The organism is Geodermatophilus saharensis, assembly GCF_900188205.1.
Classification (GTDB): Bacteria; Actinomycetota; Actinomycetes; order Mycobacteriales; family Geodermatophilaceae; genus Geodermatophilus; species Geodermatophilus saharensis.
The window spans coordinates 61,560-78,314 of record NZ_FZOH01000002.1; the positions used below are offsets into that span (position 1 = coordinate 61,560).

General features: G+C 76.5%; 19 protein-coding genes. 10 read left to right on the forward strand and 9 right to left on the reverse strand.

The features are described from left to right. Positions 1–47 precede the first annotated feature (47 nt). The 7 genes from CHC04_RS04495 (at position 48) to CHC04_RS04525 (ending at position 4,451) form a co-directional block, all read left to right on the forward strand. Positions 48–683: a TetR/AcrR family transcriptional regulator gene (locus CHC04_RS04495; protein ID WP_089402730.1), complete on the forward strand. Its 636-nt coding sequence runs from the start codon at positions 48–50 to the stop codon at positions 681–683. 55 nt (positions 684–738) lie between these two features. After that, on the forward strand, positions 739–1,164 hold the full coding sequence (locus tag CHC04_RS04500; RefSeq protein ID WP_089402731.1) for a hypothetical protein: 426 nt from the start codon (positions 739–741) through the stop codon (positions 1,162–1,164). Positions 1,165–1,210: 46 nt separating this feature from the next. Next, positions 1,211–1,399, forward strand: coding sequence for a hypothetical protein (locus CHC04_RS04505; RefSeq protein ID WP_089402732.1), 189 nt, complete (start codon positions 1,211–1,213; stop codon positions 1,397–1,399). 51 nt (positions 1,400–1,450) lie between these two features. After that, positions 1,451–1,828: a lipopolysaccharide assembly protein LapA domain-containing protein gene (locus CHC04_RS23385; protein ID WP_245816990.1), complete on the forward strand. Its 378-nt coding sequence runs from the start codon at positions 1,451–1,453 to the stop codon at positions 1,826–1,828. Positions 1,829–2,003: 175 nt separating this feature from the next. After that, complete coding sequence (locus CHC04_RS04515) at positions 2,004–3,848, forward strand: acyl-CoA dehydrogenase (protein ID WP_089402733.1); 1,845 nt, start codon at positions 2,004–2,006, stop codon at positions 3,846–3,848. Positions 3,849–4,008: 160 nt separating this feature from the next. Then, positions 4,009–4,260 (forward strand): hypothetical protein, encoded by a 252-nt coding sequence (locus tag CHC04_RS04520; RefSeq protein WP_089402734.1) that lies wholly within the window; start codon positions 4,009–4,011, stop codon positions 4,258–4,260. Beyond that, positions 4,260–4,451, forward strand: coding sequence for a hypothetical protein (locus tag CHC04_RS04525; RefSeq protein WP_089402735.1), 192 nt, complete (start codon positions 4,260–4,262; stop codon positions 4,449–4,451). Before CHC04_RS04520 ends, CHC04_RS04525 begins: the two co-directional genes overlap by 1 nt. 10 nt (positions 4,452–4,461) lie before the next feature. On the opposite strand, the gene CHC04_RS04530 is transcribed toward CHC04_RS04525, so the two are convergent. From CHC04_RS04530 to CHC04_RS04545, 4 genes are read right to left on the reverse strand one after another with little or no spacing between them, the layout of a single operon-like run. Next, on the reverse strand, positions 4,462–5,067 hold the full coding sequence (locus CHC04_RS04530; protein WP_089402736.1) for a response regulator transcription factor: 606 nt from the start codon (positions 5,065–5,067) through the stop codon (positions 4,462–4,464). Further along, entirely contained in the window at positions 5,064–6,269 is a 1,206-nt protein-coding gene (locus tag CHC04_RS04535) for a sensor histidine kinase (protein ID WP_176449830.1), read from the reverse strand. The genes CHC04_RS04530 and CHC04_RS04535 overlap by 4 nt, the downstream gene beginning before the upstream one ends. A gap of 41 nt (positions 6,270–6,310) precedes the next feature. Beyond that, complete coding sequence (locus CHC04_RS04540) at positions 6,311–7,117, reverse strand: ABC transporter permease (protein ID WP_089402738.1); 807 nt, start codon at positions 7,115–7,117, stop codon at positions 6,311–6,313. Positions 7,118–7,143: 26 nt separating this feature from the next. Then, entirely contained in the window at positions 7,144–8,097 is a 954-nt protein-coding gene (locus tag CHC04_RS04545; RefSeq protein WP_089402739.1) for an ABC transporter ATP-binding protein, read from the reverse strand. 191 nt (positions 8,098–8,288) lie between these two features. Here CHC04_RS04545 and CHC04_RS04550 point away from each other — a divergent pair, with 191 nt between their 5' ends. After that, complete coding sequence (locus CHC04_RS04550; RefSeq protein WP_089402740.1) at positions 8,289–9,041, forward strand: 3-hydroxybutyrate dehydrogenase; 753 nt, start codon at positions 8,289–8,291, stop codon at positions 9,039–9,041. A 22-nt stretch (positions 9,042–9,063) separates the two neighbouring features. Here CHC04_RS04550 and CHC04_RS04555 read toward each other — a convergent pair whose 3' ends face one another. Beyond that, positions 9,064–9,243, reverse strand: coding sequence for a hypothetical protein (locus CHC04_RS04555; RefSeq protein ID WP_089402741.1), 180 nt, complete (start codon positions 9,241–9,243; stop codon positions 9,064–9,066). Positions 9,244–9,336: 93 nt separating this feature from the next. Between CHC04_RS04555 and CHC04_RS24730 the strand changes: the two genes are divergently transcribed. Then, entirely contained in the window at positions 9,337–11,124 is a 1,788-nt protein-coding gene (locus CHC04_RS24730; protein WP_245816991.1) for a tyrosine-protein phosphatase, read from the forward strand. On the opposite strand, the gene CHC04_RS04570 is transcribed toward CHC04_RS24730, so the two are convergent. From CHC04_RS04570 to CHC04_RS04575, 3 genes are all read right to left on the reverse strand, one after another. Then, positions 11,121–13,244 carry a diguanylate cyclase domain-containing protein gene (locus CHC04_RS04570; RefSeq protein WP_089402742.1) on the reverse strand — a complete coding sequence of 708 codons (2,124 nt, stop codon included), beginning with the start codon at positions 13,242–13,244 and terminating at the stop codon, positions 11,121–11,123. The two genes, CHC04_RS24730 and CHC04_RS04570, sit on opposite strands and share 4 nt — an antisense overlap. Before the next feature lie 145 nt (positions 13,245–13,389). Further along, on the reverse strand, positions 13,390–13,527 hold the full coding sequence (locus CHC04_RS23905) for a hypothetical protein (protein ID WP_176449831.1): 138 nt from the start codon (positions 13,525–13,527) through the stop codon (positions 13,390–13,392). Positions 13,528–13,616: 89 nt separating this feature from the next. Beyond that, on the reverse strand, positions 13,617–14,147 hold the full coding sequence (locus tag CHC04_RS04575; protein ID WP_217897175.1) for a DUF6194 family protein: 531 nt from the start codon (positions 14,145–14,147) through the stop codon (positions 13,617–13,619). Between the two features lie 63 nt (positions 14,148–14,210). On the opposite strand from CHC04_RS04575, the gene CHC04_RS04580 reads away from it, so the two are divergent. Then, entirely contained in the window at positions 14,211–14,918 is a 708-nt protein-coding gene (locus tag CHC04_RS04580) for a MerR family transcriptional regulator (RefSeq protein ID WP_089402743.1), read from the forward strand. A gap of 17 nt (positions 14,919–14,935) precedes the next feature. On the opposite strand, the gene CHC04_RS04585 is transcribed toward CHC04_RS04580, so the two are convergent. Then, positions 14,936–16,645: a putative PEP-binding protein gene (locus tag CHC04_RS04585; RefSeq protein ID WP_089403314.1), complete on the reverse strand. Its 1,710-nt coding sequence runs from the start codon at positions 16,643–16,645 to the stop codon at positions 14,936–14,938. Positions 16,646–16,755: the final 110 nt, after the last annotated feature.

Here is a 16,755-nt window from a genome sequence, read left to right on the forward strand (position 1 = left end):
GGCGTGCCGCGAACTGATCCGTCACGGGAGACGGCAGCATCGCGGTCGTGACCGCCCCTGCCCTCTCCCTCGCCGACGCCGACGCCCCGGGCCCGGTCCGCCGCAGCCGCGCGGAGCGCGAGGCGATCGTCCTGGACACCGCGGAGCGGTTGTTCGCCACCCGCAGCTCCCGCAGCGTCGGCATGGACGAGCTGGTCCGCGAGACCGGCCTGGGCAAGATGACCGTCTACCGGCTGTTCCGGAGCAAGGACGAGCTGGTCGGCGCCTACCTGGCCCGCAAGGCGGCCACCGTGCTGAACCGGATCGACGAGACCATCCGCCGCGAGCGCGACCCGCGTGCCGCGCTGCTCGCCGTCGTCGGGTCCGTCGAGGCCGAGGTCACCCGCGCCGGCTTCCGCGGCTGCCCGTTCACCAACGTCAGCAGCGAGTACGACGACCCGCAGCACCCCGCCCGCAGCGCCGCCGCCGACTACAAGTTCGAGCTGCACGCCCGGCTGGAGCGGCTGGCCGAGGCCGTCGCGCCCGGCACCGGCGAGGACCTCGCCGCGCAGGTGCACCTGATCATCGACGGCATGTACCTCTCCGGCGGCCTGCTCGGGCCCGACGGCCCGGCCGCGCACGGCCGCGACCTGGCCGAGCGGCTGGTCGACATCGCCGTCGCCCGGTCGGCGGCGGGCGCCTGAGGGCCGCTCCCCCGCTCGCCGGGCGGAGGCGTCCGGCAGACCCCAGGATGATCCGGTGAGCGCCGACCGCAGCCGCCCCGACCTGGACGACACGACCGTGGAGGGGCTGGGCAAGCTCTCCGAGGCCCTCGAGACGATCGAGCAGGCGCGCGGGCAGCTCTACGGCTTCCACCAGCACTCCGGGAAGGCCGACCTGCTGCTGCAGGACGCCGTCGAGCTGTTCCGCAAGGCCGGGCACACCGAGCTGGCCGACGACCTCGACCGCGACCTGGTGGGCCGCAACGTCATCGCCGACCGGTGGACCTTCCAGATCGTCGAGGACTACGACGCGACCTACTGGTCGGTCTTCCGCGCCTTCGACGAGCGGGCACGCACCGAGCTCGCCGACGGCGACCGGCACGTCTACGAGGCCCGCATGAAGCAGCGCGAGCGGACCCAGGGACACCCCGCGCACGAGGCCGGCCCGGCGCTCTCGGAGTGACCGCCTGCGGTCGCCGCCGACCCGCGGCGGCCGCAGACTCGGACCGGTGAACACGCGCGAGCAGAAGATGCCCGAGCCGGAGTCCCCGCGCTCGGTCGGCCCCCTCGGCAGCAGCACGTCCGGCCCGCCGGCCCCCGACTCCGACGGCCCCGAGGGCACCGGCCCGGCCGACGGCGCCGCGGGCCCGTCCTACCCGCCCGCGGAGACCGAGCCCGCGGCCCACCGCCGCGACTGACCGGCGCCGGCCGGCGGTTTGAGTGCGCGTCCCGGCGGACAGATCCGGGGCGTGACCGCTCCCGGATCGCCTGCCGAGCCCCGGCCGTCCGCCCCGGGTACCGACCCGTTCGCCACCGGGACCTCCCCGTACGCGACGGGCGGCACCCCGACGGCGCCCACCCCCACCCCTGCCCCTGCCCGGACGCCGTCCCGCACCCGGTCGGCCGGTCGCACGCTGGGCAGGGGCCTGGCGCTGGCCCTGCTGATCACCGTCACGGTGGTCCTCGTGCTGTTCATCGTGTTCAACGGCGAGACGGTGCCGATCAGCCTCGTCTTCACCGACGTGCGCGCCCCGCTGGTGGTGGCGCTGCTCATCGCGGCGGGGCTCGGTGCCCTGATCGGCCTGCTCGCGGCTGCCGTGCTCGCCGCCCGCCGCCGCAGCCGCTGACCCGCGCCGGACCCACCGGGCACCCCGACGGCCCGGGACACATCCGCAGCTGACCCCTGCGAGCGTGTCCCGGGCCGCGGCCTTGCTCCTGGTTACCCGCCGGTAATAACGTTGGTTACCGGCGAGTAGCCACTGCTCGCCGCCCACCGGCACGGAGCAACGGAGCCAGACCGCCATGAGCCACTACACCGCGAACCTGCGGGACCTCGAGTTCAACCTGTTCGAGTTCCTGGACACCAAGGACCGGTTCGGCACCGGCCCGTTCGAGCAGATGGACGCCGAGACCGCGCGCGGCGTGCTCGCCGAGATCCGCCGGCTGGCCGAGGGCCCGATCGCCGAGAGCTTCGCCGACGCCGACCGCAACCCCCCGGTGTTCGACCCCGCCACGCACTCGGTGGCGCTGCCCGAGAGCTTCGTCCGGTCGGTGCGGGCCCTCGAGGACGGCGAGTGGTACCGCCTGGACCTGCCCGAGGAGCTCGGCGGCTTCGGCGCCCCGCACGCGCTGACGTGGGGTGCCTTCGAGATGGTGCTCGGCGCCAACCCCGCCGTCTTCGTGTACGGGGCGTGGGCGGCCTTCGCCGCCGTCCTGCACGAGCTGGGCAACGCCGACCAGAAGCGGCTCGCCGAGCTCATGATCGAGCACAGGTGGGGCGCCACCATGGTGCTCACCGAGCCCGACGCCGGCTCCGACGTCGGCGCCGGCCGCACGAGGGCCGTGCAGCAGCCCGACGGCTCCTGGCACCTCACCGGCGTCAAGCGGTTCATCACCAGCGCCGAGCACGACCTCAGCGACAACATCGTCCACCTCGTGCTGGCCCGGCCCGAGGGCGCGGGGCCGGGCACCAAGGGGCTGTCGCTGTTCGTCGTCCCCAAGGTCCACGTCGACCTCGCCACCGGTGCGCTCGGCGAGCGCAACGGCGTGTACGTGACCAACGTCGAGAAGAAGATGGGCCTCAAGGTCTCCACGACCTGCGAGCTGACCTTCGGCGACGGGCCCGTGCCGGCGAAGGGCTGGCTGGTCGGCGACGTGCACGACGGCATCGCGCAGATGTTCAAGGTCATCGAGCACGCCCGGATGTTCGTGGGCACCAAGGCGATCGCCACGCTGTCGGCCGGCTACCAGGTGGCCCTCGACTACGCCCGGAGCCGCGTGCAGGGCGCCGACCTCACCGCGACGAGCAAGGACGCCCCGCGGGTGACCATCACCCACCACCCCGACGTGCGCCGCTCGCTCATGCGGCAGAAGGCCTACGCCGAGGGCATGCGGGCGCTCTACCTCTACACCGCCACCTTCCGCGACCAGGTCACCGAGGCCGAGGCCGCCGGCACCGCCGACGGCGAGGCGGCCCGGCTCGCCGCCCGCGTCAACGACCTGCTGCTGCCGGTGGTCAAGGGCTTCGGCTCCGAGCGGGCCACCGAGCTGCTGACCAGCGAGTCGCTGCAGTGCCTGGGCGGCTCGGGGTACCTGCAGGACTACCCGGTCGAGCAGTACATCCGCGACTCCAAGATCGACACCCTCTACGAGGGCACGACGGCGATCCAGGGGCAGGACTTCTTCTTCCGCAAGATCGTCAAGGACGGCGGGGTCGCGCTGACCTGGCTGGCCGGCCAGATTCAGGCCACGATCGACGCGGAGGCCGGCAACGGCCGGCTCAAGGAGGAGCGGGCGCACCTGGCCACCGCCCTCGGCGAGGTCCAGGCGATGCTGACGGCCATGTTCGGGCAGCTCAGCGGCGCCCAGGAGGACATGACCAGCCTGTACCGGGTCGGCCAGAACACCACCCGGCTGCTGCTCGCCGTCGGCGACCTGGTCACCGCCTGGCTGCTGGTGCGCCAGTCCGAGGTCGCGCTGGCCGCACTGGCCGGCGAGGTCGGCGAGAAGGACCGGCTGTTCTACGAGGGCAAGCTCGCCGCCACCCGCTTCTTCGCCACCCAGGTGCTGCCGCGCCTGGCCGGCGAGCGGGCCATCGTCGAGGCCACCGACAACGCGCTGATGGAGGTCCCCGAGGCCGCCTTCTGAGCCGGGCACTTCCGCGGAAGTGCCCGCAGAGGTCCGGGCACGTCCGCGGAAGTGCCCGGCACCGGCACCCCGTCGTCCCCAGGACGGCGGGGTGCCGGCCGTTTCGGGGCGACGACGGGGGGCATGGCCTCCGGGACGGCATCGTCCGACCGGAGGCACCATGACCGACCCGCAGGGCAGCGACCGCATCCAGCAGGGCGTCCCGACCGCCTCGGGCACCGGCGACAACAGCAGCACCGGCACCGGCTTCGACGACGTCCCGCTCACCGCCGACGAGGCGATCGAGCGCGACGCGGCCTCCGGTGACGACCTGCCCGCCCGCGCCGACGGCGACGTCGCCCGCGCCAAGGGGGCCGGTGCGTCCGGCGAGGTCGCGGGGCCCACGCCCCGATCCGGAGGAGGCAACGACTGATGAGCGAGACCGACCACAGCGGCTACGGGGAGTCCCCCGACACCACCGACGGCCCGACCGAGGCGAACATGGTCGACGGCGTCCCCGGCCAGGACCGGTCCGACGGCGGCGAGCGCGACGTCACCCTCACCACCGACGAGGACGCCCAGCGCGACGACTCGGTCGTCCGCGGCGGCAACCAGGCCGGCTGAGCGCCCGGGCTCAGATCCAGCCGTGGCGGCGGGCGACCTCCACGGCCGCGTGCCGGTTGGCCGCGCCGAGCTTGCCCGCCGCCGAGGACAGGTGGTTGCGCACGGTCCCCGGTGACAGGTGCGCCCGGGCGGCGATCTCCTCGACCGGCGCGCCGCCGGCGGCCAGTTCCAGGACGTCGGCCTCGCGGGGCGTGAGCGGGCTGTCCCCGGCGCTGATCGCCTCGGCGGCCAGCTCCGGGTCCACGTAGCGGCCGCCGCGGGCGACGGTCCGGACGACGTCGGTGAGCACCGGCGCGCTGACCGTCTTCGGCAGGAACCCGCGCACCCCCGCCGCGAGCGCGCGCTTGAGGTGCCCGGCGCGGCCGTGCCCGGTGACGATGACGACCGCGCAGTCGGGCGCGAGCGACCCCAGCTGCGCGGCCACCGTGATGCCGTCGAGGTCGGGCATCTGCAGGTCCAGCACGGCGACGTCGGGGGCGTGCCGGCGGGCCATCGCCAGCGCCTCGTCGCCGGAGGCGGCCTGGGCGACCACCTCGAGGTCGTCCTCGAGCGCCAGCAGCGCGGCCAGCGCCGAGCGGATGAGGTTCTCGTCGTCGGCGAGCAGCACCCGGATCACACGCGCACCCCGACCGGGACGGTGGCGGTGAGCACGAACCGGTCGCCGTCCCGGCCCGCGGCCAGCCGGCCGCCGGTGGCCGCCAGCCGCTCGGCCAGGCCGGCCAGCCCGCTGCCCCCGCCGCCGGCCGTCGCGGTCACGCCGTCGTTGACCACCCGCAGCGCCGCGGTGCCGCCGTCGGTGGACAGCTCCACCGTGCACCGGGTCGCCCGGCTGTGCCGCAGCACGTTGGTCACCGCCTCCCGCACCACCCAGCCCAGCGCCGTCTGCACCGGCCCGGGCAGGGCCACGGCGTCGTCGTCCCCGGTCACCGTGACGTCCACCCCGGCGGCGCGCAGCACCGACCGGGCACCGGCCAGCTCGCCGGGCAGGTCGCTGCCGCGGTACCCGCGGACGACGTCGCGCACCTCCCGCAGCGACTCCTCGGCGACCCGGCTGATGTCGGCGAGCTCCTCGGCCGCGCCGTCGCGCCCGCGGCGCACCAGCTCGGCGGCCAGCTGGCTCTTCACCGCGATCACCGAGAGGTTGCGGCCCATGACGTCGTGCAGGTCGCGGGCGAAGCGCAGCCGCTCCTCGGCGACGGCGAGCTGCGCCTGCACCGCGCGGCTGCGCTCCATCTCGACGACGACGTCGAGCACCCACACCGTGAACCGGAAGGCGAGGGCCAGCCCGGTCACCGCGGACCCCAGGACGACGGCGAGGACGGCGGCCGTCGCGAACGGGGTCCCCGCGGCGAGGACGACGGCCGCCGTGGCCCCGCCGATCCCGAAGCCCCATCGCGCGAGCGCGCGGGTCGGCCACACCGGCGTCACCGCGGTGAGCACCATCGCCAGCGGCATCGCCACCCCCCAGGACAGGGCCGGCGTGCGGTCCTCCTGTCCGGCGAACGCCAGCACCCCCAGCGCCGCGGTCACCAGGCCGGCGAACGCGGCGGCGACCAGCGGCCCGCGCGCCGGAGGGCGGTCCTCCCGGCGCGCGTCCAGCCAGGCCCGGGCCAGCACGACCGTGGTGACCGCGACGGCGGCCGACCCGCCGACGAACGCGGCGACCCCGGCACCGGAGGCGGGGCCCTCGGCGGACCCCGAGACGAGGAGCGCGAGCAGCGGCGTCATCGCCAGCCAGCCGTAGAACGACCAGCGCGTGTACAGGTCGAGGCGCTGGGGGTCGGAGCGGTCCCGCCACCAGCGCGCGACGGTCGGCACGGCGCCCATGCTGCCGTACCGGCCGTCGGGTCCCCCACCGCTCACCGGCGGGGTGCCCACCGGAAGACCCGCGGGGCGACCAGCGTCGCCAGGGCGATCCAGCCGGCCAGCACCAGCAGCGGCTGCGGTGCGGCGGCCCAGGCGCCGGCCCAGTCGACGGTCCGGCCGTCCCAGGTCTGCCCGGCCAGGCCCAGCCGGGCCAGCTCCACGACGGGCTCGACCGGGGTCAGCCGGAGGACCTGGGCCACCTGCTCCGGGAAGGCCGTCAGCGGCACGAGGACGCCGGAGGTGACCGAGGCGAGGGTCACCAGCGGCAGGGTCGTGATCTGCGCGCTCTCGGCCGTGCGGGTGAACGAGGTGCTGGCCGCGGCCAGCAGCGTCATCAGCGCCGCCCCGCCCAGCAGCGCGAGCACCGGCAGGACGACGTCGGTCGGCGTCGACCACTCGCCGATGACGGCGGTGCCGGCGAGCACCAGCGCCACCTGCACGAGCGTGACCAGAAGTGTCGGGGCGGCGGTGCCGAGCAGCACCTCGGCAGGGGTGAGCTCGCCGCTGCGCATCCGCTGCAGCACCAGCTCCTCGCGGCGGGCGACGTAGGTGGTGACCAGGTTGTAGTAGGTGAGGAAGACCAGCGTCACGGCGACGGCGGTGACGGCGAGGCGCGGGCCCAGCGGGCCGTCCCCGCCGAGCCCGGCGGCCGGGACGACGGCGACGAGGAACAGCGGCAGCAGCACCGAGTTGACGACGGCGGTGCGGTTGCGCAGCAGCAGCCGGGTCTCGGCGGCGGCGAGCGCGCGGACCCGTCGCAGGCCGGACGGGGCGGGAGCCGGTGCGGTCAGGGCGGTCATGGGGACCTCCAGGGGTGGGGCTGCGGTCAGGACGGGTCGGCGCCGTCGGCGACGGCGAGGAAGGCCTGCTCGAGGGACGCGGCACGGGCCTGCAGCCCGCCCAGGACGAGGTCGTGCGCGTCGGCCCAGGCCAGCAGGGCCGTGAGCACCGGCTGCAGTGCCCGGGTGTGCAGCTCGACCCGCGGGACCGCGGAGACGACCTGCGCGCCGGGGACGGCCGGCAGGGCGGGGGCGCCGGCGGGGAGGGTGAAACGGACGGTGGCCGGCTGGGTGGCGGCGATCTCGGCCGCGGTGCCGGACAGCACGATCCGGCCGGCCCGCATGACCGCGATCCGGTCGGCGAGCTCCTCGGCCTCCTCGAGGTGGTGGGTGGTGAGCACCACCGCGGCGCCCTCGGCCACCCGCTGCCGGACCAGTGCCCAGACGGTGCGGCGGCTCTCGGGGTCCAGGCCGGTGGTGGGCTCGTCGAGGACGACGACCCGCGGGGAGCCCAGCAGCGCGAGCGTGAGGTCGAGCCGGCGCCGCTCGCCGCCGGAGAGGCTGCGCACCCGCAGGCCGGCCCGGTCGGTCAGGCCCACCTGGGCGAGCCCCTCGTCGACCGGGCGGGGGGCGGTGAGGGTCGCCGCCCACAGGGCGACGGTCTCGCGCACGGTGAGGTCGGCGGGCAGGCCGCTGGACTGCAGCAGCACGCCCAGGTGCGGGCGGACGGCGGCGCGCTCGGTGACCGGGTCGGCGCCGAGCACGCGGACGGTGCCGCCGGACGCGGGGGCGAGGCCCTCCACCACCTCCAGCGCGGAGGTCTTGCCCGCGCCGTTGACGCCGAGCAGCGCGAACACCTCACCGGGGCGGACCTCGAAGCTGATGCCGCGCACGGCCTCGACCTCGCCGTGGCGGCGGCGCAGGTCGGTGACCTCGACGACGGGCGCCGCGGCGCCGGCGGGGAGCGGTCCGGCGGCGGGAGCCGGGCGGGTGAGCTGCACGGGGCCTCCTCTCGGTGCCCCGCCGGCCGCGGGTCGGCCGGTCCTCCGGGGCACGTCCCCACGCTCCCGCCGGACCGGGTCCGGGACAGGTGCCGTCCCTCACGACCTGGCGCGCCCGGTGCACGGGCCGGCCATGACGCGTGTCACGGGTGTCCCGTGCCGGCGCCGCGGGGACCGCTAGCGTCGCGGCCATGAGCGCAGACGACCTCGCAGGACGGCGGGCGATGGTGACCGGCGGCGGCTCGGGCATCGGCCGGGCGGTCGCGGCGCGGCTGGCGCGGGCCGGCGCCGCCGTGGTCGTCGTCGACCGGGACGCCGCGGCCGCCGAGGAGGTGGCCCGCGCGGTGGGCGGCACCGCCGTCGCCGCCGACCTGTCCGACCTCGACGCCCTCGGCGGGCTGGACCTCGACGTCGACGTGCTGGTCAACAACGCCGGCTTCCAGCACGTGGCCCCGCTGCACGAGTTCCCGCCGGAGGTCTTCTCCATGATCCTGCGGCTGATGGTCGAGACGCCGTTCCGGCTGGTCCGCGCCGCGCTGCCGCACATGTACGGCCGCGGCTGGGGACGGGTGGTGCACACCAGCTCGGTGCACGGCCACATCGCCTCGCCGTACAAGTCCGCCTACGTCACCGCCAAGCACGCGCTGGAGGGGCTGTCGAAGGTGATCGCGCTCGAGGGCGCGGCGCACGGCGTCACCTCCAACTGCGTGGCGCCGGCCTACGTGCGCACGCCGCTGGTGGAGGGACAGATCGCCGACCAGGCCCGCACCCACGGCATCTCCGAGGACGAGGTGGTCGAACGGGTGATGCTCGCGCCCGCGGCGATCCGGCGGCTGATCGAGCCGGCCGAGGTGGCCGACGCCGTCGCCTGGCTGTGCTCGCCGTCGGCGGCGTCGGTCACCGGCACGTCCCTGCGGATGGACGGCGGCTGGACCGCCCACTGACCTCCGGAGGGGCGCCGACCGGTCAGCCGACGACCCCGGGCGGGATGATCGTGGTGTCGATGTCCTGGTGCCTGCCGCAGCGCCGGCAGATCTTGTGGTCGGGGCCGCGGAGCCGCTCGTCCTCGGGACGGCGCTGCACGTAGGCGTGGAACCCCAACCGGCACGACAGGGGCTTGCGGACGGTGCTCGCGTCGCCGGCCATGGCGATCGCCTCCTCGTCGGGACACCCAGGGTGGCACCGGCGGCCTCCCCGTGGGAGCCCCGGACGCGCGCCGGCGGCACCTACCCTGGTCCGGTGCCCGCCGTCGCCGTCGTGCTGCCCGCCGAGGAGTGGACGGCGCGGGCCGCCGCCCACGAGGCGCGGGTGCAGCGGTGGACCGCACCGCACCGGGAGCGCCGGCAGCGGGGCGAGAGCCACCCGGTGCTGGACTTCCTGTTCACCTACTACTCCGAGACGCCCGGTCGGCTGCGCCGCTGGCACCCCGGGCCGGCAGCCGCGCTGGCGCCGTCCCCCGACGGGCCGGCACCGCACGCCGCCTGGCGGTCCTACGCCACCGCTGACGACGGCACGGTGGGCCTCGACGTCGCCGGCTACCTCGCCGAGCGCGGGAGCACCGTGCGCTTCGTACGCGACCTGCTGGCGGCCACCGCCTCGCGGCCGCCGCAGACCGGCTGCCTCGGCCTGCACGAGTGGGCGATGGTCTACCGCGCCGACGAGCGCCGGCACGCCGTGCCGCTGCGGCTGGGCCGGGCGGGCACCGACGCCGTCGTGGAGTCGCACCCCGTCCGCTGCAGCCACGTCGACGCCTACCGGTTCTTCACCCCCGACGCCGTCGGCCTCAACCGGCTGCGGCCGACGCGGCAGACGCAGGTGGCGATGGAGCAGCCCGGCTGCCTGCACGCGACGATGGACCTCTACAAGTGGGCCTACAAGCTCTCCCCCGCCGTCCCCGGGGAGCTGGTGGCCGACTGCTTCGAGCTCGCCGTCGAGGTGCGCGAGCTGGACATGCGGGCCTCGCCCTACGACCTCGCCGACCGCGGGTACCCGCCGGTGCGGATCGAGACGCCGGAGGGCAAGGCGGAGTACGTGGCCGCGCAGCGGGGGTTCGCCCGCCGCGCCGCCCCGCTGCGGCAGCGGCTGGTCGACCTCTGCGACACCCTGCTCACGTCCCAGCTCACCGCCGCGTGGCCTGGATCGCCTCCCACGGTCACCCGTGCGCCGGCCGCACCGTCCGCCGGCGCACCGTACGGTCGGGGCGTGACCCCACCGCGCCCGGACCGCTGGCTGAGACTCGACGGGACGACGAACACGCGCGACCTCGGCGGCCTGCCCACCACCGACGGCGGCACCACCGCCTTCGGCCGGGTGCTGCGCAGCGACAACCTGCAGACCCTCAGCGACGACGACCTGCGCCGGCTGGCCGAGCTGCCGCTGCGCGACGTCATCGACCTGCGCACCACCGCGGAGGTGCTGCTGGAGGGCCGCGGTCCGCTGCGCGCGGTGGAGGGCGTCACCCACCGGCACCTGAGCCTGCTGCCGGAGAAGGGCCACCACACCGACGTCTTCGCCGTGGAGGAGGACGACGTCCCCGACCTGCCCGCGGACTGGGCGGAGACCGTGCTGCCGCGGCAGACCACCGAGGCCGACGAGGTCGAGCCGCCGGCGGTGCGCTCCTACCTGGGCTACCTGCACCACCGGCCGGAGAACGTCCTCGCGGCGCTGCGGGTGATCGCCGGTGGCGAGGGCGCGGCGGTGGTGCACTGCGCCGCGGGCAAGGACCGCACCGGCGTGGTGGTGGTGTTCGCGCTGGCCGCGGCTGGGGTGCCGCACGAGGAGATCGTCGCCGACTACGCGATGACCGCCGACGTCATCGACGCGCTGGTGGCCAAGCTGCGGACCTCGCCCACCTACGCCGAGGACATGACCAACCGCGACGTCGCCAGCCACACCCCGCGCGCGGGGACGATGCGGCGGCTGCTGCAGATCCTCGACGAGCGGCACGGCGGCCCGCTGGGGTGGCTCACCGAGCACGGCTTCGGCCCCGACGAGCAGGCCGCCCTCCGGTCGCGCCTGCGCGGTTAGTCCGCCGGGCGGGGAGCGGGGGCCGTCGGCCGCTCGCGGTGCTTGTGCCGGTACATGGCGGCGTCGGCGTCGCGCAGCAGCCGCTCGGCGACCGCCGACGGGTCGTCCGCCACGCCGGAGTGCACGGCCACCCCGGTGCTGGTGCCGACGTCGACCGGGGTGCCCTCCAGCCGAAACGGCTCGGCGAACGCCCCGGCCACCCGCGCGACCACCGCGTCCGCGGCGCGGGCTCCCGACAGGCGCGGCACCAGGACGGCGAACTCGTCGCCGCTGAGCCGCCCGATGGTGTCCCCGGGCCGGACGGCGGCGCGCAGCCGCGCCGACACCTGCCGCAGCAGCTCGTCGCCGGCCGCGTGGCCGAGGGTGTCGTTGACCGCCTTGAACCGGTCGAGGTCGCAGAACAGCACCCCGACGTGCCCGGACCCCGGTGAGGCGGCCAGCGCGGAGACCAGCCGCTCGCGGAACAGGACCCGGTTGGGCAGGCCGGTGAGGGCGTCGTGGGTGGCCTGGTGGCGGACGGTCTCCAGCAGCCGGGCCTTCTGCAGCGCCGTCGACGCCTGGTCGCCGGCACCGCGCAGGCGGGTGAGCACGTCGGCGTCCAGGGCGCCGCTGACCTCCCCGGTCGTCCAGCTGGCGGTGACGACGCCGAGGAAGGTGCTGCCGGCCAGCAGCGGGACGGCGACGACGTCGGTGAGGGTGAGCGCGGTGAGCAGGTCGCGCAGCGGGGCGCTGGCGCCGGCGGTGCTGACGACCTGCGGGGTGCGGTCGGTGAGCATGCCGAACAGCTCGGGCACGTCCTCGGCCCGCAGCGACGTGGCGCGCATGATCGCGTCCTGCTGCGGGGGCAGCCCGACCGTGGCAGCCGTGGCGAGCGTCCCGGTGGCGGGGTCCCAGAGCATGACGGCGGCGTTGCCGCAGCCCACGATGCCGGGCAGCGCGCCGGCGACGACCTGGCAGATCCCCGTGGCGTCGGCGGCCTGCGCGAGGCCGTGGGCCAGCTCGAGCAGCGCACCGGCGCGGCGCGCCTCCGCCCGGCTGGCCTCCACCGCCATCACCAGGTCCAGCGCCGCCGCGGCGTGGCCGGCGTACGCGGCCAGCATCTGGCGTTCGTCCCCGAGCCCTCCCTCGGCGGAGCGGCCGAGCGCGGCCAGCCGGCCGTGGGTCCGCCGCGCGGAGGCGACGTCGACCACGACCGAGCCGGGACCGAGGTCCTCACCGGCCAGGAGCCGGGCGGCCAGCGCGGGGACGTCGGCGGCGGGCAGGCCGGAGCTGTGCACCAGCGGCGGGCCGCCGCGGGGGGATGAGACGGCGAGCAGGTAGGCGGGTGCGAGCACCGCGGCGGCGGCGCGCTCGACGATGCGCGGCAGGACGCTGTCGAGGTCCTCGCCGTCGACGAGGTCGGTCGCCGCGGACTGCAGGGCGCGGACCTGGCTGCGCAGGGCGACGAGCTCGGCGTCGGCCGCCACCTCGCTGCGGCGCCGCCACGGCAGGCGCGACCGGCGGTCCCAGGAGAGCCGGTACACGCAGGCGTCGGCGCCGGAGGACTCGCACTCGTCGTGGACCACCTGCGCCGGCGCCAGGCCGAAGACGGTGGGGACCATGCTGATCAGGCCCCGCGCGTAGTCGCAGTCCAGCCGCGAGTGCACGTAGCCCTCGTGCAGCCGGTACCGGATGGTCGCCGACGTCGCGTCGGAGTGCAGGACCTCCATCGTGGAGGTGGTGGAGAAGTTGGCGACGGCGCGCGGCAGCCGGGCGTAGACCTGGCGCGGTGAGCCCATCGCGCGCACCAGCACGACCACGCTGGGGTTCATGCCGGTGCGCAGCGACTCGGCGCCCACCCGGAACATGGCGCCCGGGTCCCCGAGGACGTCGGTCGCGGCGGTGAACAGCCGGATGCGGGTGTCGTAGCTGGTCCAGGTCGAGGGCTCGGCGAGCTCCTCGGCCGTGAACGGCACGCCCGCCCGGCGCAGCAGCTCCTGCACCGCGGCCTCACCGCTCTGCTCGCGCACGAAGGCGAGCAGCAGCCCGGTCGTCGCTCCGGAGGTCTCGTGGGCCTCGACCGGCGCGTCGTCGTCCCCCGGCCGGCTGGGGGACGGGCCGCCCCGGCGTCGTGCAGTCACACGAGGGGGATCGGCACCGCCCGGTCCGGGGTTGAGCCGCCGACCCGAAGGGGGGAGGTGGCCCCGGACAGCGGACGGCCCCGGGCTGCGGAGCAGACCGGGGCCAGGTGACGCGCTGGAGGAGCCTCCGTGGGGAGGTCCTTCGTCAGAAGCCGCTGTTGTTGGCCATCGTCAGCAGCTCGTCGCGCATCGCGGGGCTGCTGGAACGGGCGAGCGCGCGCTCGAGGGCGCGCCGCGTGCGGGTGGCCTGCCGGCGCTTGCGCCAGGTGGTGGTGATCGTCATGTCCGTCTCCTCTTCGGTGCCGTCGCGGGGTGCACCAGTAGTAAAGCAGGCGCGGCACTGATTGTTCCGTCGATCCGTAGGGAGCGTCATCACATTTCCGACGATCGTTCACCCGAGGGAGGGAGTTCGGGCGACCGGGGCTGCACCGACAGGCGGCGTTCGCGCCGGGCGCGGGCGCGGGCGTGGGCCGCCCGCAGCAGGTCGCCGACCGCCCCGGCGGTCCGCGGTCCCGGGTCCACGACGGCGACCCAGCCGAGGTGCCCGTAGACGGGGTGGGCGAGGACGGTGTCGGGCACCGCGGGGCCGGCGTCGCCCGGCACCGGCTCCCCTGGCGCCCGTCCGGTCCACCGGGAGTGGTCGGCAGCGCTCGCGGCGATGTTGAGCCGGAACGCCCCGGGACGGTCCAGCCCCGCCGCCGGCTCCCCGGGGAGGTCCTTGGTGACCACGGTGGCGAAGGGCTGCGTGCGCGGCACGACCCCGTCGGGCGCGTAGTGGAAGAACAGGTCACCCCACGCGGCCTCGGGCGAGCCGTCACCGGGACCGGGGCGCAGCGTCAGCACCCCGCCCAGCGACTCGACCAGGCCGACGACGTCGTCGATGCTCATGCGTCCGGCGCTCACGGGTTCGAGCGTGACACTCAGGTCCCTGTGGAGGGTCCGGCGCGGTCGACCAGGGAGGACGCGGTGCGGAGTCGCAGATCGGGTCTGCGCACGGTCGACGTCGCGCGGCAGGCCGGGTGCTCGGTGCAGCAGGTCCGCGACCTCGAGCGCGAGGGCGTCCTGCCCCCGGTGGCGCGGACCGCGGCGGGCCACCGCGTCCTCACCGCGACCCACGTGCAGGCCGCCCTGGCCCACCGGGCGTTCGCCGCGGCGGTCGGCCCCGGCGAGGCCGTCCGCATCGTGCGGACGGCGAACCGGGGGCCGCTCGGGGAGCTCCTCGCCCTCCTCGACGGCGCCCACGCGCGGCTGCACACCGAGCGCCGGGACCTGCGGCTGGCACAGGAGGCGGCGCGGGCGATCGCCGCCGAGCCGATCGACGAGCCCCGCCCCGCGGACGCGATGGGCATCGGCGAGCTCGCTGACGCGCTCGGGGTGCGGCCCTCGACGCTGCGCCACTGGGACGCCGAGGGCCTGGTGGTCCCCCGCCGCGTGCTGCCCGGCCGAGCGCGGACGTACGCGCCCGACGACGTCCGCGACGCCCGCCTCGTGCACCAGCTGCGCCTGGCCGGCTACGGGATCGGCGCGCTGCGCGAGCTGCTGCCCGCCCTGCGGCGGGCGACCCGCCGGGAGGAGGCCACGGCCGCGCTGGCCGCCCGCTCCCGGGAGGTCGACCGCCGGTCGCGGGCACTGCTGACCGGCACCGCCCGGCTGGAGGCCCTGCTCGAGCGGTAGCGCCGTGCGGGCGGGTCTCAGCCGCGGGTGAGCACGGCCCGGGCCGCCGCACGCGCGGCGCGCGGGTCGTCGGCGGCCAGCGCCGCCTCCCCCGCCTCCCGGCAGGCGCCGGAGTCCACCCCGGCCAGCCGGGCGCCGACGCCGGCGACCGCCGGGGCCGCACAGGACAGCGAGGTCACCCCCAGACCGACGAGCACGCACGCCAGCAGCGGGTCGGCGGCGGCCTCCCCGCAGACCCCGACCGGCTTGCCGGCCCGCCGGCCCGCTGCCGCGGTGGCGGCCACCAGCGCGAGCAGCGCCGGCTGCCACGGGTCGGTGAGGTCGGCCAGGTCGGCGGAGAGCCGGTCGGCGGCCAGCGCGTACTGCGACAGGTCGTTGGTGCCGATCGACAGGAAGTCGACGTGCCGGAGGAACCGGTCGGCCAGCAGCGCCACCGACGGCACCTCGACCATCACCCCGGGCACCAGCCCGCGCTCGCGCACCCGGCCGGCGAAGTCGGCGGCCTCGGCGACGGTGGCCACCATCGGCGCCATCACCCACGGCGCGGCGCCGGTGCGGCGGGCGGCCTCGGCGACGGCGTCGAGCTGGCGGTCGAGCAGCCCGGGGTCGCGGCGGGCCACCCGCAGGCCGCGCACGCCGAGCGCCGGGTTGGCCTCCTCCGGCGGGGTCGCGAACTCCAGCGGCTTGTCCGACCCGGCGTCGAGGGTCCGGAGCACGACGCGGCGGCCGGCCGCGGCCTCGAACACCTCCGCGTAGCCCCGCGCCTGCTCCTCGACGGTGGGCTCGGCGGCCCGCCCGAGGAAGGCCAGCTCGGTGCGGAACAGCCCGACCCCCTCGGCGTGGGCGGCCACGGCGGCGCGGGTCCCCGCGCCGTCCTGGACGTTGGCCAGCACCGGCACGGCCACGCCGTCGCGGGTCGCGGCCGGTCCGCGGTAGCCGGCCAGTGCCTCGGCCTGGCGCCGGGCGGCGGCGACCTGGGCAGCGGCCGACCGCGGCTCCGGGTCGACGGTGACGGTGCCCTCCTCGGCGTCGAGCAGCACGGTCACGCCCGCGGGGACGGCGTCGAGCCCCTCGACGGCGACCACGAGGGGCAGGTTCAGCTGCCGGGCGATGATCGCGGTGTGGCTGGTCGTGCCGCCCAGCCGGGTGGCCAGCCCGACGATGCGGGCGGGGTCGAGCCCGGCGGTGTCGGCCGGCGCCAGGTCGTCGGCCAGCAGCACCGACGGCGTCTCCGGGGCGGGCACGCCCGGCTCCCCCTGGCCGGTGAGCTCGGCGACGACGCGGTCGCGGACGTCGCGGACGTCGGTGACGCGCTCGGCCATCACCCCGCCCAGCGCGGTGAAGACGTCGACGAACTGCTGCGCGGCCTGCACGACGGCGACCGCGGCCGGGGTGCCCGCGTCGATGCGCTGCTCGGCGGCGGAGAGCAGGCCACGGTCGCGGGCGAGGCCCGCGGTGGCCGACAGGACCTCGGCGGTCATCCCGGTGGCCGCCGCGGCGCGCGCGGCCAGCCGGCCGGCCACGGCCTCGGCGGCCGCGGTGAAGCGCGCCCGCTCCTCCGCCCGCGCGGACTCCGGGAGCGTCTCCGCGGACTCGGCGTCGGGCAGCCGGACCGCACCGGCCGGGCGGACCACCGGCCCGAGGACGACCCCCGGGACGACGGGCGTGCCGGTGAGCACGGGAGCGGTCGCGGACGCGCCGGGGGCGGGAGCAGCGGTGGTGGACATGCGGACCTCCACGTCGGTGGGAACAGGGGGACGCCGTCGTCCGTCGGTGACCAGCCTCACGGATGCGTGTTGACTTGTCAATGAATCCCACGTAGAACAACACAGACACA